This is a genomic window from Aromatoleum sp. (assembly GCF_036675785.1).
Taxonomy (GTDB): domain Bacteria; phylum Pseudomonadota; class Gammaproteobacteria; order Burkholderiales; family Rhodocyclaceae; genus Aromatoleum.
Window position 1 is genome coordinate 13,986 of sequence record NZ_JAKFEF010000082.1, and the last position, 20,746, is coordinate 34,731.

The 20,746-nt window shown below is 64.1% G+C and carries 21 protein-coding genes; 11 read left to right on the plus strand and 10 right to left on the minus strand.

The genetic code is table 11. The features are described 5' to 3' along the window. The first annotated feature begins 108 nt into the window (after positions 1 to 108). Positions 109 to 1,554: a metalloprotease TldD gene (gene tldD / locus V6M37_RS18005; protein WP_332675650.1), complete on the plus strand. Its 1,446-nt coding sequence runs from the start codon at positions 109 to 111 to the stop codon at positions 1,552 to 1,554. A gap of 4 nt (positions 1,555 to 1,558) precedes the next feature. Here tldD and V6M37_RS18010 read toward each other — a convergent pair whose 3' ends face one another. The 4 genes from V6M37_RS18010 to V6M37_RS18025 all read right to left on the minus strand — a co-directional run bounded on the left by V6M37_RS18010 (position 1,559) and on the right by V6M37_RS18025 (position 5,566). Then, positions 1,559 to 1,900 (minus strand): BON domain-containing protein, encoded by a 342-nt coding sequence (locus tag V6M37_RS18010; protein ID WP_332675651.1) that lies wholly within the window; start codon positions 1,898 to 1,900, stop codon positions 1,559 to 1,561. Positions 1,901 to 2,116: 216 nt separating this feature from the next. Beyond that, positions 2,117 to 3,523, minus strand: coding sequence for a sigma 54-interacting transcriptional regulator (locus V6M37_RS18015; RefSeq protein WP_332675652.1), 1,407 nt, complete (start codon positions 3,521 to 3,523; stop codon positions 2,117 to 2,119). After that, positions 3,520 to 3,981 carry a permease gene (locus tag V6M37_RS18020; protein WP_332675653.1) on the minus strand — a complete coding sequence of 154 codons (462 nt, stop codon included), beginning with the start codon at positions 3,979 to 3,981 and terminating at the stop codon, positions 3,520 to 3,522. The genes V6M37_RS18015 and V6M37_RS18020 overlap by 4 nt, the downstream gene beginning before the upstream one ends. Before the next feature lie 181 nt (positions 3,982 to 4,162). Further along, positions 4,163 to 5,566 carry a sensor histidine kinase gene (locus V6M37_RS18025; protein WP_332675654.1) on the minus strand — a complete coding sequence of 468 codons (1,404 nt, stop codon included), beginning with the start codon at positions 5,564 to 5,566 and terminating at the stop codon, positions 4,163 to 4,165. 323 nt (positions 5,567 to 5,889) lie between these two features. On the opposite strand from V6M37_RS18025, the gene V6M37_RS18030 reads away from it, so the two are divergent. After that, entirely contained in the window at positions 5,890 to 6,498 is a 609-nt protein-coding gene (locus tag V6M37_RS18030) for a bactofilin family protein (protein WP_332675655.1), read from the plus strand. A gap of 196 nt (positions 6,499 to 6,694) precedes the next feature. Here V6M37_RS18030 and V6M37_RS18035 read toward each other — a convergent pair whose 3' ends face one another. Further along, positions 6,695 to 7,336, minus strand: a complete 642-nt coding sequence (locus tag V6M37_RS18035) for a transglycosylase SLT domain-containing protein (protein WP_332675656.1) — start codon at positions 7,334 to 7,336, stop codon at positions 6,695 to 6,697. A 20-nt stretch (positions 7,337 to 7,356) separates the two neighbouring features. Next, positions 7,357 to 9,108: a proline--tRNA ligase gene (locus tag V6M37_RS18040; protein WP_332675657.1), complete on the minus strand. Its 1,752-nt coding sequence runs from the start codon at positions 9,106 to 9,108 to the stop codon at positions 7,357 to 7,359. A gap of 199 nt (positions 9,109 to 9,307) precedes the next feature. On the opposite strand from V6M37_RS18040, the gene V6M37_RS18045 reads away from it, so the two are divergent. The 4 genes from V6M37_RS18045 (at position 9,308) to coq7 (ending at position 12,356) form a co-directional block, all read left to right on the plus strand. Further along, positions 9,308 to 9,838, plus strand: a complete 531-nt coding sequence (locus tag V6M37_RS18045; RefSeq protein WP_332675658.1) for an RNA pyrophosphohydrolase — start codon at positions 9,308 to 9,310, stop codon at positions 9,836 to 9,838. Positions 9,839 to 10,259: 421 nt separating this feature from the next. Further along, on the plus strand, positions 10,260 to 10,853 hold the full coding sequence (locus tag V6M37_RS18050; RefSeq protein WP_332675659.1) for a CBS domain-containing protein: 594 nt from the start codon (positions 10,260 to 10,262) through the stop codon (positions 10,851 to 10,853). A gap of 385 nt (positions 10,854 to 11,238) precedes the next feature. Continuing rightward, entirely contained in the window at positions 11,239 to 11,727 is a 489-nt protein-coding gene (locus V6M37_RS18055) for a CNP1-like family protein (RefSeq protein ID WP_332675660.1), read from the plus strand. 8 nt (positions 11,728 to 11,735) lie between these two features. Further along, a complete protein-coding gene (coq7, locus tag V6M37_RS18060; protein ID WP_332675661.1) occupies positions 11,736 to 12,356 on the plus strand; it encodes a 2-polyprenyl-3-methyl-6-methoxy-1,4-benzoquinone monooxygenase in 621 nt (206 codons plus the stop codon). A 50-nt stretch (positions 12,357 to 12,406) separates the two neighbouring features. Here coq7 and V6M37_RS18065 read toward each other — a convergent pair whose 3' ends face one another. Further along, positions 12,407 to 12,826 (minus strand): OsmC family protein, encoded by a 420-nt coding sequence (locus V6M37_RS18065; RefSeq protein ID WP_332675662.1) that lies wholly within the window; start codon positions 12,824 to 12,826, stop codon positions 12,407 to 12,409. A gap of 520 nt (positions 12,827 to 13,346) precedes the next feature. On the opposite strand from V6M37_RS18065, the gene rplM reads away from it, so the two are divergent. The 4 genes from rplM (at position 13,347) to erpA (ending at position 15,922) form a co-directional block, all read left to right on the plus strand. Then, the gene (gene rplM, locus V6M37_RS18070; RefSeq protein ID WP_332675663.1) at positions 13,347 to 13,775 is read left to right on the plus strand and encodes a 50S ribosomal protein L13; all 429 of its coding nucleotides are present in this window, start codon (positions 13,347 to 13,349) and stop codon (positions 13,773 to 13,775) included. Between the two features lie 13 nt (positions 13,776 to 13,788). Further along, complete coding sequence (gene rpsI, locus V6M37_RS18075; RefSeq protein WP_332675671.1) at positions 13,789 to 14,181, plus strand: 30S ribosomal protein S9; 393 nt, start codon at positions 13,789 to 13,791, stop codon at positions 14,179 to 14,181. A gap of 272 nt (positions 14,182 to 14,453) precedes the next feature. Next, positions 14,454 to 15,482, plus strand: coding sequence for an N-acetyl-gamma-glutamyl-phosphate reductase (gene argC, locus V6M37_RS18080; protein ID WP_332675664.1), 1,029 nt, complete (start codon positions 14,454 to 14,456; stop codon positions 15,480 to 15,482). Between the two features lie 89 nt (positions 15,483 to 15,571). Then, entirely contained in the window at positions 15,572 to 15,922 is a 351-nt protein-coding gene (erpA, locus tag V6M37_RS18085) for an iron-sulfur cluster insertion protein ErpA (protein WP_312656495.1), read from the plus strand. Between the two features lie 81 nt (positions 15,923 to 16,003). On the opposite strand, the gene V6M37_RS18090 is transcribed toward erpA, so the two are convergent. Next, the gene (locus V6M37_RS18090) at positions 16,004 to 17,332 is read right to left on the minus strand and encodes a M23 family metallopeptidase (RefSeq protein WP_332675665.1); all 1,329 of its coding nucleotides are present in this window, start codon (positions 17,330 to 17,332) and stop codon (positions 16,004 to 16,006) included. 75 nt (positions 17,333 to 17,407) lie between these two features. Between V6M37_RS18090 and tyrS the strand changes: the two genes are divergently transcribed. Next, positions 17,408 to 18,607, plus strand: coding sequence for a tyrosine--tRNA ligase (tyrS, locus tag V6M37_RS18095; RefSeq protein WP_332675666.1), 1,200 nt, complete (start codon positions 17,408 to 17,410; stop codon positions 18,605 to 18,607). 40 nt (positions 18,608 to 18,647) lie between these two features. Here the strand turns inward: tyrS and V6M37_RS18100 are convergent, their stop codons facing one another. Both V6M37_RS18100 and V6M37_RS18105 read right to left on the minus strand, forming a co-directional pair. Further along, the gene (locus tag V6M37_RS18100; protein ID WP_332675667.1) at positions 18,648 to 19,478 is read right to left on the minus strand and encodes a metallophosphoesterase family protein; all 831 of its coding nucleotides are present in this window, start codon (positions 19,476 to 19,478) and stop codon (positions 18,648 to 18,650) included. Further along, positions 19,478 to 20,374, minus strand: coding sequence for a diacylglycerol/lipid kinase family protein (locus V6M37_RS18105; protein WP_332675668.1), 897 nt, complete (start codon positions 20,372 to 20,374; stop codon positions 19,478 to 19,480). The genes V6M37_RS18100 and V6M37_RS18105 overlap by 1 nt, the downstream gene beginning before the upstream one ends. Positions 20,375 to 20,746 lie beyond the last annotated feature (372 nt).

Consider the following 20,746-nt stretch of genomic DNA (forward strand, 5'->3'; position numbering starts at 1 on the left):
GGTCGGGGCGGCATCGGCTTTCGATGGGCGCTCCCGTTTTCCGCGTTCCGCGGTGACCCTTTTCAGCCTGCCCCGGTCGAACCGGTCAGCTTCATACATGGACGAACGATGAACACTCCACAGAACTCCCTCGCGGTGGCCGACCGTTACCTCCTGAGCCCGTTCCAGCTCGGCGAGGCGGAACTCGAAAAGACGTTCCGCAAGCTGATGAGCCATCGGCTCGATTACGCGGACCTGTATTTCCAGTACCACCGCTCGGAAGGCTGGAGCCTCGAGGAAGGGATCGTCAAGTCGGGAAGCTTCAATATCGAGCAGGGCGTCGGCGTGCGCGCGATCAGCGGCGAGAAGACCGCCTTCGCCTATTCGGACGACATTTCGCTGCCGGCGCTCGTGTCGGCGGCCGAAGCGACGCGCGCGATCGCCGATGCCGGCAGCCGCCGCAGCGTCGCGGTGCGGGCGAACGTCGATGTCCCGCGCCTGTACCGCAGCGACGACCCGCTCGCGTCGCTCGACGACACGTCCAAGGTGAAGCTGCTCGAACGGCTCGAAGGCTTCGCGCGCGCCGAGGATCCGCGCGTCACGCAGGTCATGGCGAGCATCTCCGGTTCGTGGGAAGTCGTCATGGTGATGCGCAGCGACGGGCACCGCGCCGCCGACATCCGGCCGCTCGCCCGCGTCTCGCTCACCGTCATCATGGAAGACAAGGGCCATCGCGAGCAGGGCAGCGCCGGCGGCGGCGGGCGCTTCGCCTACGCGTATTTCGACGACGACCGGCTGCTCGAATACGCGCGCGCAGCCGTGCATCAGGCGAGCGTCAATCTCGAGGCCGGGCCTGCGCCGGCGGGCACGATGAGCGTCGTCCTCGGACCGGGCTGGCCGGGAATCCTGCTGCACGAGGCGATCGGCCATGGTCTCGAAGGCGATTTCAATCGCAAGGGCAGCTCGGCCTTCTCGGGGCGCATGGGCCAGCAGGTTGCCGCGAAAGGCGTCACCGTCGTCGACGACGGCACGCTGCCCGACCGCCGGGGCTCGCTGACGATCGACGACGAGGGCAACCCGACGCAGCGCACCGTGCTGATCGAAGACGGCGTGCTGACCGGCTACATGCAGGACACGATGAACGCGCGCTTGATGGGCGTGAAGCCGACCGGCAACGGGCGCCGCGAGTCGTTCGCCCACCTGCCGCTGCCACGCATGACGAACACCTACATGCTGAACGGCGACAAGACGCCCGACGAAATCATCAAGTCGGTGAAGAAGGGCCTGTACGCGGCGAATTTCGGCGGCGGCCAGGTCGACATCACGTCCGGGAAGTTCGTCTTCTCGACCGCCGAGGCCTACCTGATCGAGGACGGCAAGGTGACGCGCCCGGTGAAGGGCGCGACGTTGATCGGCAACGGCCCGGACGCGCTCACGCGCGTGTCGATGATCGGGAACGACATGCAACTCGACCCCGGCGTCGGCACCTGCGGCAAGGACGGGCAGAGCGTCCCCGTGGGCGTCGGCCAGCCGACGCTGCGGATCGACGGCCTGACGGTCGGCGGCACGGCTTGACCGCTTAGCGCTCGACGACCTCGATCGCGTTATCGACCGCGCGCACGCCGCGCACCGCTCCCGCGGCGCGTTGCGCGCGTTCGCGTTGCTCCGCGCTTCGGACGACGCCGGCGAGCGTCACCTGACCGCTGCGTGCCGAGACGGCGATGTGTGCTTGCGCGAGATCCGGATCGGCGACGATTGCGTTCTTGACCTCCCGCTGTGTGCTGCGGTCACGCTCGTCGCCGAGGACGGGCGTCGTCGCCTGTGCCGCAGCCGCCATGCTCGACGCGAGCGCGGGCGGAGCGATCGAGAACGCGATTGCAGTAGTCGTGAGGATTGAAACGATTGTCTGGCGTGTGATCATCCCGGGTTCCTTCTGCGTTGTTGTCGGAAGTGCGGCGAGGACCGCCGTGTTCTTTCGCAGAATGCGTGCCAGCAGCGGGGTGAGGCGATTTCTCAAGGAGTTCGCGCACGACGGGGGAACGTCGGTTGCTTTGACTGCGGGACGGACGGGGCGAATGTGTCGGGCCGGGGCGACGGCCGCGCGTGGCTGATCCGCAACGTATTGATTGGCTGACCTTTATTGTTGTCGCTCGCGGGAGACGTCGCCGGGCTCGCCGCGGAACAGGCTCGGCGTCAGCGCGTGCCGCTGCAGGAGGCGATAGAACTCGGTGCGGTTGCGGTCGGCGAGCCGCGCGGCGTCCGACACGTTGCCATCGGTCAGCTTCAGGAGCTGGATCAGGTAATTGCGCTCGAAGCGCTGCTTCGCCTCCGCATAGCTCAAGGCTTCGATGCTCGGCACGCGCAGCGCGCGCTCGACGAGCGCGAGCGGAATCAGCGGTGTCGTCGCGAGCGCGCACGCCTGCTCGACCACGTTCTGCAGCTGGCGGATGTTGCCCGGCCACGCGGCGGTCGCGAGCGCCTCGAGCGCCTCGGGCGCGAAGCCGCGGAGCCGCTTGTGATATTTGCGGCTCAGCACGTGCAGGAAGTGGTTCGCGAGGAGCGGGATGTCCTCGCGCCGCTCGTCGAGTGTCGGCAGCGTCAGGCTGACGACGTTGAGCCGGTAGAAGAGATCCTCGCGGAACTGGCCTTCGGCGAGCGCCTGCTCGAGGTCGCGGTGCGTCGCGGAGATGATGCGCACGTCGATCGGTTCGGCGCGGCTCGCGCCGACCGGGCGCACCGCGCGCTCCTGCAGCACGCGCAGCAGCTTCACCTGCAGCGCGAGCGGCATGTCGCCGATCTCGTCGAGGAACACGGTGCCGCGGTTCGCGGTGAGGAAAAGTCCGGTGTTGGCGGTCGCGGCGCCGGTGAAAGCCCCCTTCACGTGGCCGAAGAGCTCCGATTCCAGCAGCTGTTCCGGAATCGCACCGCAGTTGATCGCGACGAACGGGGCTTTCGCCCGCGGGCTTACGCGGTGGATCGCCCGGGCGAGCAGTTCCTTGCCGGTGCCGCTGTCGCCGCGGATCAGGATGCTGGCGTCGGATGCGGCGACGAGCCGCGCTTCGTCGAGCACGGTCGCCATGCAATTGCTGTGACTGATGATCTCGTCGTGCCAGCCGATGTCGGTCGAGTCCTCCGGGGCGTGCGCGACGCCGCCGACTTGCAGGGCTTGCGCGATCTTTTCGAGCAGCGCCTTGCTGTCGAACGGCTTCGTGAGGTAGCCGAAGACGCCGCGCGAGGTCGCCTCGACCGCGTCCGGAATGCTTCCGTGTGCGGTCAGCAGGATCACCGGCAGGCCCGGACAGTTGCGCTGGATTTCCTCGAACAGCGCGAGGCCATCGCCGTCGGGAAGCCGCACGTCGCTGACGACGAGCCCGAAGCGGTCGACCGCCAGCCGGTTCAGCGCGCCTTCGACGGTCTCGGCGGTGCTAACGCGGTAGCCGCTCGCGCGCAGCCGCATCGACAGCAGTTTCAGGAGGTCGGTGTCGTCGTCGACGAGCAGCAGGTGAGCGTCGCGCGGCGGAGCAGAGGGCGGGGTGGACTTCATCGCGGCGGTTTCCGTGGCGAGGTGGGCGGTTCGGGCGCAGACGTAGCGCCCGGGCGCGTCGGCAGCGTGCGTTCGATTTCGGTCAACGCATCGAGCTTCTCCCGCAACTGTTCGCCGGCACGCTGGCTGTCCTTGAGCTGCTGTCCGGCGCGCTCGAGCTGCAGGGTCAGCCGTTCGGCGGTTGCTTCCAGTCGCTGGCGTTCGGCGAGCTGGTCCGACAGCAGCCGAACGAGCGGATGCAGTGCGATCGCGTCGGGCGTCCGCTGCATCGCAACTGCGCCGAGCAGAGCCGACGCGCGGGGGAGGTTGGTGGGGCGCTCCGGATGACTGAGCAGGATCGCCTGCCGGACCAGAACCAGCGGGGTTCTCGGCGCATTGTTTAGGGCCGCGCGTTCGCTCGCGAGTTCCGCCGGTGCGGCGGTCGCGAGAAGCCGGTGGTATTCGAGCGCGGCCGTCACGACTTCCGCCGCTTCCGCAGGCGTCGCGGCCGGGGCCTCGACCGTGGTTGCGTCTTTCGCCGGCACACCGGTGCAACCGGCGAGCGACGCCGTGACGAACAGTATCAGCGCGGCCGGCGTGCCGACGAAACGCCGGGCGCCGCTCGGCCGCTCCCCGAATGAAGCGGGGAGCCGCGGACGGTCATTTTTCATGCGGAAGTTCGATCCTGAAATGGGCTCCGATATTCGACGGCTCAAGCTGCACGCGGCCGCCGTGGGCGGTGACGAATTCGCGGACGATCGACAGGCCGAGTCCGCTGCCGTGCCGCGGCGTCTCCGGCTGGCGGCTGCCCTGGAAGAAGGGTTCGAAGAGCCGCCCGGCTTCGTCGGCCGATACGCCGGGACCGCTGTCGATGCAGTCGATCTGGATTTTTCCGCGCAAGGCGCCGAGTTCGAGGCGAACCTCGCCGTCGTGCGGGCTGAACGAAATCGCGTTCGCGAGCAGGTTCGTGAGGACGATGTGGAGCTTGTCCGGGTCGGCGAGAAACGGCGGCGGGTTGCCACGGACTTCGACGCGGATGTTGCGCGTCTGGATCGAGAGCTGCTGCTCGGCGACGACCGAATCGGCGAGCGCGCGCAGGTCGACCCGGCGCCGCTTGAGACTGCGGGCGTCGAATACCGCGGCGTTGTAGCCGAGCAGCCCTTCGATGCGTTGCTGCAAGGAGCGGGTGTTGTGTTCGAGGATGCCTACGACCTCCCGTTGTTCGCTGCTCAATTGACCGACGACGCCGTCTTCGAGCAGCGCGATGCCTTCGCGGACCGACGCGAGCGGCGTTTTCAATTCGTGCGAGACGTGGCGCAGCACCCGCATCCGGTTGGCTTCGAGATCGGCGAGGCGGATCCTGAGCCAGTCGAGCCGTCGGCCGACGCGGCGCAAGTCCGTCGGACCGTAAATGAATACCGGCTTATCGAAGCGGCTTTCGCCGAGCGCATCGATCGCTCGCTCGACCCGCTTCAACGGACGCACGACCCACCATCCGGTCAGCGCCGCGAGCACGAACGCGGCGACGAGCGCGGCGAGCAGCAGCCACGCCAGCCGCGACCGGTTGTCCTCGAGTTCCTCGAGCAGCTGCTGGCCGTAGCGCTCGGTCTGCGCGCGGATCGCGTCCGCGAGTTCTTCGTTCAGCGCCGGCAGGCGCGCGAGCGCGTCGAGCGTGGGTTCGGTTCCCGCGCGCGCCTCGAGCGCGGCGCCCGCCTTGTCCGCAGCGTCCTTCCAGCGGAGGACGAGCGCACTCGTCTGCGGTCCGCCCACTTCGGTGATGCGCCCGAGCGCGCCGAGTGCCTCCTCGCGGGCGTGCCGGAAGCGCTGCAGCAGCACGGGATCGTCGAGGACGAGAAACTGGCGCGCGCTGCGCTCCATGTCCACTGTGCGCTCGCCGAGCTGCTGGACCGCCGTGGAAAGCTGCAGCGCGTCGAACGTCCCGTCCCGACTGCGCTCCGCGAAATTTTCGAGCGCAAGAAGCCCGCCGAGCGCTGCGGAGCCGAGAATCGAGGCGATCAGCAGGAAGCTCGCGAGCAGCGTGTGACTGAAGGACAGGCGGGACACGGGGCGAGGTCGAGCGTAGTCCGGCCGCAAAGTTTAGAGGGACGTCCTGAGCGCGGGCGTAAGAAAGTGCAAGTTCCCGTCCCCGACGCGGGCCCTGTCGTTATCTGGCGACAATAAACATTGGTTGAAATTTAATGGCTTGCGGAAAAGGGTCCGTATAGCTGTCGCTGAAAGAAGACACATTCTTTCGAAATGTTCCCAGGTTTTCGCAACAGTTCTCTCCAACTATTTGAACGAACGGAAATAAACGTTCGTGGTACGGGTGTTGCGAGGCACAAGCCCGCGGTGAGAGCCGTCTGACCCGAATCCACCAAGGAGAGACCATGTTCAGCAAAACCTCCGTGTTCCCCAAGATGGCAGATCCCCAGCCCGCCCGGGGCCAGCGCACCGGCACGGTCGTCGCGTCGGGTCCGACATCCAGTCTGACGTCGGCATCGAGCGACGCGAATTCACTTCGCGAGCCGGTCTCGAATTCGACTGCGTCACCGTCACCGCCGCCGGCGTCACCGTCCGCCCAGCCTTCGGGCGCCGATGAGCAGAATGCGGGCAGCCGGCTGATCGTCGGGCCCGACGTGAAGCTGAAGGGCGCCGAGATCCTGGATTGCGACACGCTGGTGGTGGAAGGACGCGTCGAGGCCACCATGGATAGCCGCGTGATCCGGATCGCCGAGAACGGGTCGTTCGCCGGGACGGTCGGTATCGACGTCGCGGAAGTGCGGGGACGCTTCGATGGCGAGCTGACCGCCCGAAGCCAGTTGATCATCCATGCGACCGGGCGCGTCAGCGGCAAGATCCGCTACGGGAAGATCCTCATCGAGGAAGGCGGCGAACTGTCCGGGGACGTGCAGTCGCTGTCATCGAGCAAGGAGCCGTCCCGCACTGGGTCGCGTGAGGAACCGCCGAAAATCAGTCCGGTTGCGGCGGCCGGCTGACGACGTGTCGGGCGTAGACGACGCCCGACAGGCTTGCTGCATACGAGGTGTTCAGTCTTCCGTTTGCGGGCTCTTTCCGCTTCGGCTCCCGGGGGCGAGAGCCGGGAAACGGCGCGCGGCCGGGATCGACACAGCGGCAGCAAAAGGCTCGGAAAGGGTCGCCGCGAACGCGCGAGCCGGCCGGCGGGGGGGCGCGTTAGTTCGCGCTTCGCCCCAAGCCGCCGGCGGCGAGTCGGACGGGGCCCCAACTCCAGTGCTTTTCCCACGCCGCGCGGACCAGGTTCGGGTATTCGGGCCGTCCCAAGCTCCCGTTGTAGCGCCCGAGCGCGCGAAAGAGGTCGCCCTTTTCGATGTCGAGGTAGTGACGCAGGACTGTGCAGCCATAGCGCAGGTTCGTGCGTAGGTGGAAAAGGTTGTCTTCGGGTAGTCCGATCGTCTTGATCCAGAACGGCATGACCTGCATGAAGCCGCGTGCGCCGGCGCTCGACACTGCATACTTGCGAAACGCGCTTTCGACCTGGATCAGGCCGAGCACGAGTTGCGGATCGAGGCCCGCGCGCGTCGCCTCGTAATGGACGGCGACCAGGAGTTCTTCGCGGTAAGGCTGGTTGGGAATGCGCTTTTCGAGACGGCGGGACATCTCCGCAAGCCACCGGGCGCGCTCGGTCGCGTCCGCGATCGGCAGTCCGGGCGCGCGGGCGTCGCTGACCGCGGCATGCAGCGCGGCCCGCACGCTCGCCGACATCGGCTCGTACGCCTGATTGCCGGCGAGCGCCGTTCCGGTGGCGAGGCCGGCGCAAAACGCGACATGCGACAGGATTCGGCGAGCGGACGTCATGCTGCCGTTATCGGCAGCGTTCAGGCGGACTGAAGAAGCTTCGTATCGATGAACGACGCGATCTCGCCGATCGCGACCTTCGTCGCTTCGTTGTCGCGCCGTCCCAGGTATTCCGCCATGCCTTCCTTGAGTCCGCGCTCGCCGATGACGAGGCGGTGCGGCACGCCGATCAGTTCCCAGTCGGCGAACATCACCCCGGGACGTTCGTCGCGGTCGTCGAGGATCGCATCGACGCCGGCGGCGACAAGGTGCTCGTAGACCTTCGTCGCCTCGGCGCGCACTGCCTCCGACTTGCCCCAGCCGACCGGGCAGACGACGACGCGGAACGGTGCGATCGCGTCCGGCCAGATGATCCCCCGCGCGTCGTGATTCTGCTCGATCGCGGCGCCGACAATGCGCGTGACGCCGATCCCGTAGCAGCCCATCTCGAAATGCTTCGGCTTGCCGTCCTCGTCGAGGAAGGTCGCGTTCATCGACTTCGAGTATTTCGTGCCGAGGTAGAAGACGTGGCCGACCTCGATGCCGCGCTGGATCGCGAGCTTGCCCTTGCCGTCCGGGCTCGGGTCGCCCTCGACGACGTTGCGAAGGTCGGCAACGAGATCGGGCTCCGGCAGATCGCGGCCCCAGTTCACGCCGGTCAGGTGGTAGTCGGCCTCGTTCGCGCCGCAGACGAAGTCCAACATGTTCGCGACCGTACGGTCGGCGACTACCTTCACCGGCTTTTTCATGCCGACCGGGCCGAGGTAGCCCGGCTCGCTGCCGAAGTGTTCGAGGATCTCGCCCCCGGTCGCGAAGCGGAAGCCGCCGGCGAGGCCGGGCACCTTGCCGGCCTTGACCTCGTTCAGCTCGTGGTCGCCGCGCAGGAGCAGCAGCCACACCGTCGCGCCCGCGGGCTTGCCGGCGTCGTCGAGGTTGTCCGTCGCGAGCACGAGCGATTTCACCGTCGTCTCGAGCGGCACGCCGAGGACCACGGCGACGTTCTTGCAGCTCGCGGCGCCCGGTGTCGGCGTCTTCTCGAGCGCCTTCCTGGGTTCCGCGCGCTGCGCGACGAGCGGCAGCGCTTCGGCGAGTTCGATGTTCGCCGCGTAGTCGGAGTCCGGACAATAGACTATCGCGTCCTCGCCGGTGTCCGCGATGACCTGGAATTCGTGCGAGCGGTCGCCGCCGATCGCCCCGGTGTCGGCGGCGACCGCGCGGTAGGTCAGGCCGAGCCGGTCGAAGATCCGGCAGTACGCGGCGAACATTGCGTCGTAGCTGCGGCCGGCGGCCTCGACGTCGCGATCGAAGGAGTACGAGTCCTTCATCGTGAACTCGCGCCCACGCATCACGCCGAAGCGCGGACGGCGCTCGTCGCGGAACTTCGTCTGGATCTGGTAGAAGTTCTTCGGCAGCTGGCGGTAGCTTTTCAGCTCCTGACGCGCAATGTCGGTCACGACTTCCTCGGACGTCGGCTGCAGCGCGAAGTCGCGTTCGTGCCGGTCCTTGAAGCGCAGCATCTCGGCGCCCATTTTTTCCCAGCGGCCGGTTTCGTCCCAGAGTTCGCCCGGCTGTACCAGCGGCATCACCAGTTCGAGCGCACCCGCACGGTTCATTTCCTCGCGCACGATGTTCTCGACCTTGCGGATGACGCGCAGGCCGATCGGCAGGTAGCTGTAGATCCCTGCGGCGACCTTGCGGATGAAGCCCGCGCGCAGCATCAACTTCTGGCTGACGACCTCGGCGTCGGACGGGGCTTCCTTGAGCGTGGAGATGAAGTACTGGCTGGCGCGCATGCTGGGGTCCGGTGAAAGCTCGGTGACAAACGTGCGATTTTAGCCTGTCACGCACGCACGCGGGCGGCGCAGGCACAGGACGATGCTGTGGACTACCTTGTAAGGAGGGCCGGTCGCCGCGGGGGGCGCCCGGGCGCTCCTTTCCAACGTCCTGTAATTATGGAAAAATTGGCGCAGTTCTTGAATTGAAGGTTTGATCATGCTCGATCGTGAAGGCTACCGCCCGAACGTCGGCATCATTCTGGTCAACACGCGCAATGAGGTTTTCTGGGGCAAGCGGATCCGTGAACATTCGTGGCAGTTCCCGCAAGGCGGCATCAAGCACGGCGAGTCGCCGGAGCAGGCGATGTTTCGGGAACTCTTCGAAGAAGTGGGTCTGCGCCCTGAGCATGTGAAGATTCTCGGCCGCACGCGTGGTTGGTTGCGGTACGACGTTCCGAAACACTGGATAAAGAGGGAATGGCGCAATACCTACCGTGGACAGAAGCAGATCTGGTTTCTGCTGCGTTTGGTGGGGCGCGATTCCGACGTCTGTCTGCGAGCCAGCAACCATCCGGAGTTCGATGCCTGGCGTTGGAGTGAATATTGGGTCCCGCTGGATGCCGTGATTGAGTTCAAGCGGCAGGTGTATCAGCAAGCGTTGTTCGAGTTGTCGAAGACCCTTTTCCGCGCGAGACCGTGCGAATTGCCCGAAGCCTATCGGAGTCTGGCCGAGGCCCGTCAGACCTAGGGCGACGTTTCAGCCAGGGCAGGGCGAGCCCCGCCGGGGCAGTCGGGGCGCGCCGGGTTCCCGCCCTTTTCGAGCCGGACTCGCCCGCCGTTGTGTTTGTGTTCTGGACTGTGCGCCTGTGGTGGCGGGCTTCGCGCATGTCATAAAGCTGATCGTGTTCGCGGGTTCTGCGCACCGCGTATGCTGCACGGCCGATTGATGTGCTCGGGGCCCCGGTCCCGGCATTCGTCTTGCCGGCCGCGCATCACCTGCCGGCGAACTTCGGTAACTTCCCGCTGTCGCACAGGTCACGGTGGCGCTATGGCCCTCGGGCCACGGAGATCTGCCGCCGATAGGGGATGCGCTTCCCGACGGCCTCTGTTCCCGGCATGTCCCCGGTTCGCGTTTTCCCATCGATGATCGTCCACAACGGGAGGTGCTCATGAATCGGGAATTCGAACCGCTCCCGCAGGCTCGCTTGGCCGGCCTGCACTGTGAAGTCGCGAGAACGGACCTCAGCCGCAAGGTGACCCGGAATTCCCCCGCGATCGAGGTGATGACCGACCTCACCCGGATTCCCGCTGCGACGATCGTTGCCGAAACCTCGCTCGGGGATGCGAATCGGGCAATGATGCTGCGCGGTGTACGGCTGCTGCTCGTGACCGACTCGCGCCATGTCGTCACCGGCGTGATTTCGGTCGCCGACCTGCTGGGCGAACATCCGGTCCGCATCGCACGCGAGCACGGACTGCCTCCGGCCGAACTGATGGTCGCCAAGGTCATGACGCCGCTCGAGCGCACCGAAGCGGTCGAACTCGACGAAGTCATGCGCGCCGATGTCGGACACGTCCTCGCGACGCTCAAGCGTTCGGGCCGACAGCATGCCCTCGTGCTCGAACGCGCGGAGGGCGGCCGGGGCACGATCCGCGGGATCTTTTCCGCGTCGCAGATCGCGCGCCAGCTCGGCGAGTCGCAGCCGTCGACGACCGAAATCGCCCGCAGCTTTGCGGAGATCGAGGCTGCAATCTCCACATGAGCGTGCCGTTGCCGGGGGCAAGTCCGGCGGCAAGGGCGGCGCCGAACGGACGGCGGTCGATGCGCGACGAGTGCCCGCGCGAGTTCTAGCGGGCCGCCCGATGTTCGCGTGAAACCGGTCTTGCATAGCAAGCCGAGAGCATCGACCCGATTGTCCGCGATTGCGAACGAGGACCCGGAGCGGGAGAATGACGGACGGACTGTCTGGCGCCGCCTCGGCTTCGTACTGTTCGCGGACCTGAGTCGGGCCGCAAGCGGTAGCGCTGCGAAGAAAGGGGCTACTGCATTGTCGGCCGCCAGTGAACTGGATCCTTCGGCGATCCGCAATCCTTGTATGGAGACTTGCGACCTTGACTCTACGGCATCGCCTAATGCGCGGGGGCCTCGTGGCCCTCGTCTGTTTTTCCGGCCCGGCGTGCGCAGGACTCTTCACCGAACCCGATCCGGACTGGAAGGAGGGCGAGTACCAGGTGCCGGCTCCGTTGCGGGACCCGGCTCTGCGCGAGATCGAGGTCGACAGCACGTCGCGGAACCGTGTCCTGATCGACGAGAACTCGCTAACGGTCGGAGGCGACGGCGTCGTCCGCTACGTCATGGTCGCTCGGGCGGGCGGCGGTGCGGAGAATTCGACGTTCGAGGGAATTCGCTGCGAAACCCGCGAGTGGCGGATTTATGCGGCGGGCCGCCCCGGCGGCCAATGGGCTAACGCACGCGACGCCAGCTGGAAACCGATTGTCGACAGCGCGTATAGCCGGCCCCGCGCCGTCCTCGCGAACAATTACTTCTGCGACGGTGCCGTCCCGCCCCGCGATCGCGACGAAGTGCTGCGGCGCTTGCGTGGTATCGACGGCGGTCCCCTGAAACCCACCCCGTGAGGCGCGAAATGATCGACCAGGTCATCACCCAGTTTGACAAGGGACTGCGCACGCTTCTCGCGCCCGCGCGAAGCGTTCGTCCGATTCCCGGCGGCGATTTGCCCGAAGAGCCGATGACGGACGAGGAGAGGCGTCACGCCGCGGCCCTGATGCGGGTCAATCACTGCGGGGAAATCTGCGCCCAAGCGTTGTATCAGGGGCAGGCGCTGATCTCGCGCGACGAGTCGGTCCGCCGCGAACTGCAGCAAGCGTCGAACGAGGAAACCGAGCATCTGGCGTGGACCGAGCATCGCATCGCGGAACTGGGCGGGCGCACGAGCCTGCTGAATCCTTTGTGGTACGTCGGTTCGCTGGTCATCGGATTGGTCGCCGGCCGATTCGGCGACCGCTGGAATCTGGGTTTCCTCGCGGAAACCGAACATCAGGTCGAGGCTCATCTCCGGGGTCATCTCGACCGACTGCCGGTGAACGACCAGAAGTCCCGAGTCATCGTGGAACAGATGAAGGCGGACGAGGCGCGACACGCCGAAACCGCGCTCGGTCTGGGCGCTCACGAACTGCCTGCGCCCGTCAAGGCGGCGATGAAGCTCGCGTCGCGGGTGATGACGACGACGACGTACCGGATTTGACGCGGCGAGGGGCTGCCGGCGCAGTTCTCGCGGAAGTCGCGGAGACACCTTTACTCGACTTCGACGATTTCCCATTTGTGCGTGATCTCGGCGGTCTTGGCGAGCATGATCGAGGCGGAACAGTACTTCTCCGCGGACAAATGAATTGCCCGCTCGACCGCTTCAGGCTTCAATCCCTTGCCTTTTACCGTGTAGGTGAAGGCAATGCGGGTGAACACCTTCGGGTCGGCTTCGGCCCGCTCGGCGGAAAGCCTCACTTCGCAGTCCCGCACATCCTGCCGGCCGCGCTTGAGGATCAGCACGATGTCGAAAGCGGTACAGCCGCCCGCGCCTGCGAGCAATAGCTCCATCGGGCGCGGCGCGAGATTGCGGCCGCCGGCTTCCGGCGCCCCGTCCATCGCCAGGACATGCCCCGTGCCGGTTTCCGCGAGGAAGGTCATCCCGTCGACCCATTTAACAGTGCACTCCATCATCCACTCCGCTGCAGGGGTTAGAAGGTCGTCGTCATCGACCGGTGCCGCATTCTACCGGATAGCCCGGGCGCCCCGCCGCGGGACATCCCCCGCCGTCGCCCCGTTGTCACTCAGTATTGCGCCGCAAAAATGCACTTCTTCATGACATATCGAATCCCCGGAGAGCGGCTGAGGAAGTCGGCTGAGCGCCGCTAAAAATTGATAAAAATCAAGATTATGGAAGCGGATAAACAAGGCTAATGAGTCGATCAAAACATTTATACTGCAATGCACAAAAAGAACTTGCTTCGCGTTTGGCCTTTCCGGATAATCGCTCTCAGTCGGATCGAAATAGCTTCGTGATCCAAGCGGTGTCTCCTCCACCCTCCTCCTTTGGTGTGGATTTAACGCAGTCCTTCAAGGGCTGCGTTTTTTTTGTGGCTTGCCAGAATTTGACTTTCGGGCCCGGTTCCCATTATCATCACGAGCTTTCCTTTTAATGGCCTTCGTCCCGGGCCGGACAAGATCGAGGATTCGAATGAAAACGTTTTCTGCCAAGCCGCACGAAGTCAAGCGCGACTGGTTTGTGGTCGACGCGTCAGACAAGGTGCTTGGCCGGCTTGCCGCCGAAGTGGCTCGTCGCCTGCGCGGCAAGCACAAGGCCATTTACACGCCGCATGTGGACACGGGTGACTTCATCGTCGTCGTCAACGTTGAAAAGCTGCGTGTGACAGGAAGCAAGGCGCAGGACAAGAAATACTATCGTCACACCGGTTTCCCGGGCGGAATCTACGAAACCAACTTCACCAAGATGCAGCAGCGCTTTCCGGCGCGGGTGCTCGAGAAGGCGGTGAAGGGCATGCTGCCGAAGGGGCCGCTGGGTTACGCCATGCTGAAGAAGCTGAAGTGCTACGCGGGTGCCGAGCATCCGCATGCCGCTCAGCAGCCCAAAGTTCTCGAGATCTGACAGGAGCCGATCAATGGCTGTGAGTTACAACTACGGCACCGGTCGCCGCAAGACGGCGGTTGCGCGTGTGTTCATCAAGCCGGGTTCCGGCAACATCGTCGTCAACGGCAAACCCGTCGATGAGTTTTTCTCGCGTGAAACCGGCCGCATGATCGTGCGCCAACCGCTCGTACTGACCGAAAACGACACCCGTTTCGACATCATGGTCAACGTGACCGGCGGTGGGGAGTCTGGCCAGGCCGGCGCCGTCCGTCACGGCATTACCCGCGCCCTTATCGAATATGACGAGGAACTGAAGTCGGTGCTCCGCAAGGCCGGTTTCGTGACCCGCGACGCCCGCGAAGTCGAACGGAAGAAAGTCGGTTTCAGGAAGGCCCGTCGCCGCAAGCAGTTCTCCAAGCGCTAATACGGAGTTCGTATTGCCGAAGCGAAAGCCGCCCTCGAGGCGGCTTTTGTTCGTCGTGCGTCCCGCGCCCGCGGGGCGACGCGGATCCGGCCTCAAGTAGACGAAGGCGAGGCACGACTCCGTCGTGGAAGCCGGGAGACGTGGGGCTGCATCGTGGATTCGGTCGGAAGGGGGCGGTGCGCCGAGGGGGGCGATCGCCGTTTCGCCCTGCGAGTCCCCCTGCAAGAATGCGATAATCGCGGGGGTCAGAAGCGGATTTGGAGGATTGCGGGATGATAAGAATCGGTGTCGTAGGCGGAACAGGTTATACCGGCGTTGAATTGCTTCGCTTGCTCGCGCGCCATCCGGAAGCGCAGCTGTTCGCAATCACGTCGCGCGGCGACGCCGGAACGCCCGTCGCCGAGATGTTTCCGAGCCTTCGTGGCCGCGTCGATCTTCGTTTCGTCGCTCCACAGGAAGCGGCGCTCGACCAGTGCGACGTGGTTTTCTTTGCGACGCCGAACGGGATCGCGATGCAGCAGGCCGCGGAGCTGGTCGAAGCAGGTGTGCGCGTCATCGATCTGGCAGCGGATTTCCGTATTCGCGATATCGCAGAGTGGGAGAAGTGGTACGGGATGTCGCATGCGGCTCCCCACCTGGTCGAGGAGGCCGTGTATGGACTTCCGGAGTACAACCGCGACAAGATCCGCTCGGCTCGGGTTCTCGCGAATCCCGGCTGTTACCCCACCGCCGTGCAGCTTGGCTTCCTGCCTCTGGTCGAGGCAGGGGTCATCGACATTTCACATCTGATCGCCGACGCGAAATCCGGCGTCTCCGGGGCCGGCCGGAAGGCGGAAGTTCATAACCTGTTTGCGGAAGCTGGGGATAACTTCAAGGCCTACGGTGTCGCCGGCCATCGTCATCTTCCCGAGATTCGCCAGGCGTTGAACGGAGTGGCCGGGCGTCCTGTCGGGCTTACGTTCGTGCCCCACTTGACTCCGATGATTCGCGGTATCCACGCGACGCTTTACGGAAAGCTGACGAGCGACGTGGATGTCCAGGCATTGTTCGAGACCCGCTACCGCGGTGAGCCGTTCGTCGACGTCCTTCCGCCGGGCAGCCATCCAGAGACGAGGTCGGTACGGGGGAGCAACCTGTGTCGAATCGCCGTGCACCGTCCGCAAGGAGGCGACATCGTCGTCGTCCTGTCGACCATCGACAATCTTGTCAAGGGCGCGGCGGGGCAAGCCATTCAGAACATGAACATCATGTTCGGATTCGAGGAGACGCTCGGCCTCGACATCGTGCCGGTCAGTCCGTAGCCGGAACTTTCGACGCGAGCCGCGTTCGAATTTTGACGTCGATGTCGGGCAGGGCGCATCATGCGTTAGTAGCCCAGAGAGGAGAAAACATGAGCACTGAAGTTGAAACGCCGGAGCTGTTGGTCTTCACCGACAGCGCAGCGAGCAAAGTCAAGGAATTGATCGAGGAGGAGGGCAACCCCGAACTCAAGCTGCGAGTCTTCGTTAGCGGGGGAGGATGCTCCGGCTTCCAATACGGCTTCACGTTCGATGAGGAGGTGAATGAGGACGACACCGCACTCGAGAAGGACGGGGTCACATTGCTGATCGATTCGATGAGCTATCAATACCTCGTCGGCGCCGAGATCGACTACAGCGAGGGCCTCGAAGGGTCGCAGTTCGTGATTCGCAACCCGAACGCGACCAGCACTTGCGGCTGTGGCTCGTCGTTCTCGGCGTGAGCCACTAGACCGTTCCAAAAAAAGGGGGGGATGCCTTGGCTTGGCATCCCCCCTTTTTTTGCATTGAGCCAGGCTCGCCGGTCAATCGACTCGCGCGAGCGTCGCTCGATTCAGCAAAGCGAGGCGTTGAAGAAAAGGACTCGTCTGCTTCTTGAACGCGACCAGAGCGTCCCGATCGAGGGGCTGAACCGTTGGCAGCGCGATTTTCATCGGATCGTGCGCCACGTTGTTGACTCGGATTTCATAGTGCAGGTGCGGACCCGTCGCCCATCCCGAGGAGCCGACGTAGCCGATCAGGTCGCCTTGCCGTACCATCGCCCCCTTCCGCAGCCCGCGGGCAAATCCGTCGAGATGTGCATAAGCGGTCGAGTAACGGTCGCGGTGCCGCAAGACAACGATCTTCCCATAGCCGTTTTGATTGCCGACGTAATCCACGGTGCCGTCCGACGCCGCCTTGACCGCCGTACCCCTGGGCGCGGCGAAGTCGACGCCATTATGGGCTCGCCATTTTTTGTGGATCGGATGCAGGCGGCCGCCGAAATTCGACGAAATCCGTGAAAACTCCAGCGGGTAACGCAAGTAAGCCTGGTTCAGTCCGCGGCCGTCGGGCGTGTAGTAAGTTTCCGCGCCATCCGAAGTGCGGTAGAGGACGACCGCGTGTTTCTTCCCTTGGTTGATGAATTCCGCTGCAAGGATCCGCTGCGTACCGAACGGCAGCCCGCGGTCGTACGTGGCCTCGTAGACGACGCTGAACTCGTCGCCCCGACGCAGATCCTCGGTGAAGTCGATTTCGGTGCCGAAAATTTCCGCGAGCTTTGTTGCGACAGCATCGGGTACCCCTGCTGCGTCCGTTGCACCGAAGAGCGTCTGACGAATCATTCCCGATCGCATTTCGACGCGGGTATCAGTGACGGCGGCGTTTTCTCCCTGCGCGTGAATCGCCTCGTCGACGCGGACGATCGAAAATCGTGATCCGCCGTTCGCAATCGGGAGGTTGAGGGAAACGATCCTGCCGTCGGATGAAACGGCCGCAAGAACGGAGCGCCCGGCGCGGAGCTGCTTCAGCGCCGACTGTGCCTCGGTGTCCGCGTTCAGGAAGTCGAGGGCTTCCTGGTCCCGGATGCCCAATCGTGCAAAGATCGAGTGGATCGTGTCGCCCGGCTTGATCTGCTCGTCATAGACGAATGGCAGGCCGTGCGGCACGTCGGATTGCGCGGCGGGTGCCGGGAGCAGGTGTTCGATGACGGGCTGGGTGGCGAAGGAAGCTTCCGGTTGTCCGGGAACGACTGCTGTTGCCGCCACGACCCCGAGCAGTGATGTTCCTACGACTGCCGCGAGGACCCACGAGCGGCGACCCGAAGAAGGGTCGCGCGGGACTTCAGTTAGAATCCTGACTTTTCGTGCCTGCATGGGAAAATTCGGGCAAAAAACGTTGGCGAGTGTACCAAAGTTTCGGCGCGATTCCCGAACGAATGGAGAGAGTGCATGAGTGAGATACAGTCAGCCTTGGAGCTGATCAAGCGCGGGGCGGACGAACTGCTCATCGAGGCCGAACTGGTCGAGAGGCTGAAGACGGGCCGGCCGCTGCGGATTAAGGCCGGATTCGATCCGACAGCGCCCGATCTGCATCTCGGTCACACCGTGCTCATTAACAAGCTGCGCCATTTCCAGGATATGGGGCACAAGGTCCTGTTCCTGATCGGCGACTTCACGGGGATGATCGGGGACCCTTCGGGGAAGAATGTGACTCGCCCGCCGCTGTCGCGCGAACAGATTCTCGAAAACGCCCGTACCTACCAGGATCAGGTGTTCAAGATTCTCGATCCGGACAAGACCGAGATCGTTTTCAACTCCGCGTGGATGGAGTCTCTCGGGGCCGCCGGCATGATCCGCCTCGCTTCGCGTCACACCGTCGCCCGGATGCTTGAGCGCGATGATTTTGCGAAACGCTACGCCGGCGGGCTACCCATCGCGATCCACGAATTCCTCTACCCCCTGTGCCAAGGCTATGACTCGGTCGCGATGCGGGCCGACGTCGAGCTCGGCGGAACCGATCAGAAGTTCAACCTTCTGGTTGGCCGTGAGTTGCAGAAGCAAGATGGGCAGGCGCCGCAGTGCGTCCTGATGATGCCGCTGCTCGAAGGGCTCGATGGCGTGAACAAGATGTCGAAGTCTCTCGGCAACTATATCGGCATCGCCGAAGCGCCGCGCGAGATTTTCGGCAAGATCATGTCGATCTCGGATAGCTTGATGTGGCGCTATTTCGACCTTCTCTCGTTCCGCTCTAGCAGCGAGAATGCAAAATTGCGGCGAGAGGTCGAAGAGGGACGGAATCCGCGCGATGTCAAGGTTCTCCTCGGGCAGGAACTTGTCGCCCGCTTCCACGACCAGCGCGCGGCCGCGGACGCACTGGCCGAGTTCGAGGCGCGCTTCCAGCGTGGAGCACTGCCGGATGACATGCCGCAGGTGAAGGTCGAGGTGGGCGCAGGGGGGCTCCCGGTGTTTCAGGTAATCAAGCAGGCGGGACTAACCGGCAGCACGTCGGAAGCGCTGAGAATGATCGAGCAGGGAGCGGTTCGCCTAAACGGAGAACGAGTCGAAGACAAGGGCGTGATCCTTTCTTCCGGTCAAACGGTCGTATTGCAGGTTGGAAAGCGAAAGTTTTCGGCGGTCATCCTCGCTTGAGCGGCCCGCTGCAGCGTTACGCCGGGGCTTGTCTCCGCGTTCAGAATTCTCCCTCGTCTGCCGCGGGTCGAACTGTCCAGCCCGCCGCGCCGTAGACCGCATCCTTCGACATTGACGGGATGAAGCACCCGGTCTCGTTGTCGTGGTCGCGCTGCTCGATGTGTATTCGCCGGGGGCCGTCCATCTCGAAACGGATGATGTTGTATGAATTGGGGCAACAGCCGCGACGCCGGGTTGAAACTGCGGTGCCGGCTTGCACGAACACGGTTTGTTTCCCCGGGTGTCCGCCTGCAACGCAAGAGGGCAGGTGGATGTGTCCGCCAAGAAAGAGGTCGGCTCCCGCTTCGGACCATCTCGCGATTGCTTCCTTCGCATGGCGCACGCGATTGTTGCGGTCCTCCGCGCCAAGATCTGTAAGCGGGTGATGCAGCGACACGACCTTGAATCGGTGACGCATGTGTTCGAGTTCTCGCGCGACCTCGTCAATGAGTTCCACCGGCAGGTCGCCGTGCTTGTGGCGCATCAAGCGGGTCGAGTTGATACCGAGGACGGCGAGTTCCTGTTTCTGCCAAATCGGACCGAGCGATGGGGAGATATACCGTAGAAAGCGACCGTAAGGTGCGCTGAAACGGGCGATGAGATCGAACAGCGGGAGGTCGTGATTTCCCGGCAGGGCGAGGACCGGCAGCGGTGCCAATCCATTTAGGAAGGCACGGGCTGCGAGAAACTGGCCCGTTCGCGCTCGTTGTGTAATATCCCCCGTCAGAACGACTAGATCTGGCGCCTCTGTCAACAAGTCCTTCCTCAGTGCAGAGCAAACAGGAGGATCTTCGGTGCCAAAGTGCGGGTCCGAGATGTGCGCAAGCCGCATCAAGCACGCGCCCCCGCCACCGGGGGCGTCACAACTTGAAGTCCTCCCGGAATCGATCTGACGACTAATGGCAAGCAGCAGAGCACCGACTCACCGTCGATCGCGACCCGTAGTCGTCGCGATTCACCGTCGCTGCGCTCGACCCGTACTTCCGACGCACAACCCTGCCGGAGGTTTTCGGCGGTTTCCAGGTCCGCAAGCGCGCCGCGTAGGGCGAGCCGCAGGAGTTCCACTCGGCCGACGTCTCGTAATGCGAGTACCGCCAGTTCGCCCCGGGCAACACACAACGCTTCGTCCAGGCCCAACTGCTCCATTTGGAGCGCGTTGCGCCCGAAAAAGACAGTCAGTGTCGATAGCTTGACTTCCTTCTTGTCGATGCTCAGTACGAGTTGGTAGGGGCGATGTTCGCGAAGGAGGAAGGCGATTCCAGAGAGAAATGCCACCGCGCGACTCCGCCCGAACCGGCGTTTATCGATCTCGCGCCGTTCCAACAGGCGCCGGTAAAGCCCGATGCTTGCGTTGTTCAGGAATAAATGGCCGTTAATATCGCCGATCGCGACCGGGCGAATTGCGCTCTCGACGAGGTTCGACGCGGCTGCAGCAGGATCGGGGGGAATCCCTAGTTGCCGGGCGAAGTAGTTGAAAGTACCGAGCGGAATGAGCCCGAACGGTAGACCGCGTGCTCGAGCGACCGAGGCGACGGCATTAAGGGTGCCGTCGCCACCTGCCCCCGCCAAGATACCGCCGCGCGACTCTGCTGCGAGTTGAGCGAGCGCCGGCAATTCGCGAGGATGTCGGGCGGTCCACACTAGCGCGTCGCGACCGCTTTGTCGCAGTACGTTCTCGATCACCGACCGCTCATTCGGCTTATAGCGGCTGCCCGAAGAAGCATTCATGACGATTGTGATTGGAAGATTCTGGGCTCGAGCGCTCGATGTCGGCCCGGCGTCGAGGACTTCCTTTGAAACAGGGCTCAAAATTCCTCCCTATTGACCAAAGCCACCGGCGACTTGAGGTCGCTTCGGTGCTGACTGTAACTTCAACGTATAGGCGAGTGGGGAAGCCACGAGTACAAGCTCGGGCTTTTCCTGAGACCAGCGAGGATGCGAGTAGTTTGTGCAACGGCTTCACTCATATTTTTTGCCCTGTTGACACGGTTCGTATTGTGTCTATAATTCGCCCCTCTTCGCGGCGCCCGGTGGTTTTGAGTGCGGGGCGCGACGAGGTGGCGGCAAGAGAAGCTTCTCCGGGTGGAAATAAAAAAGCAC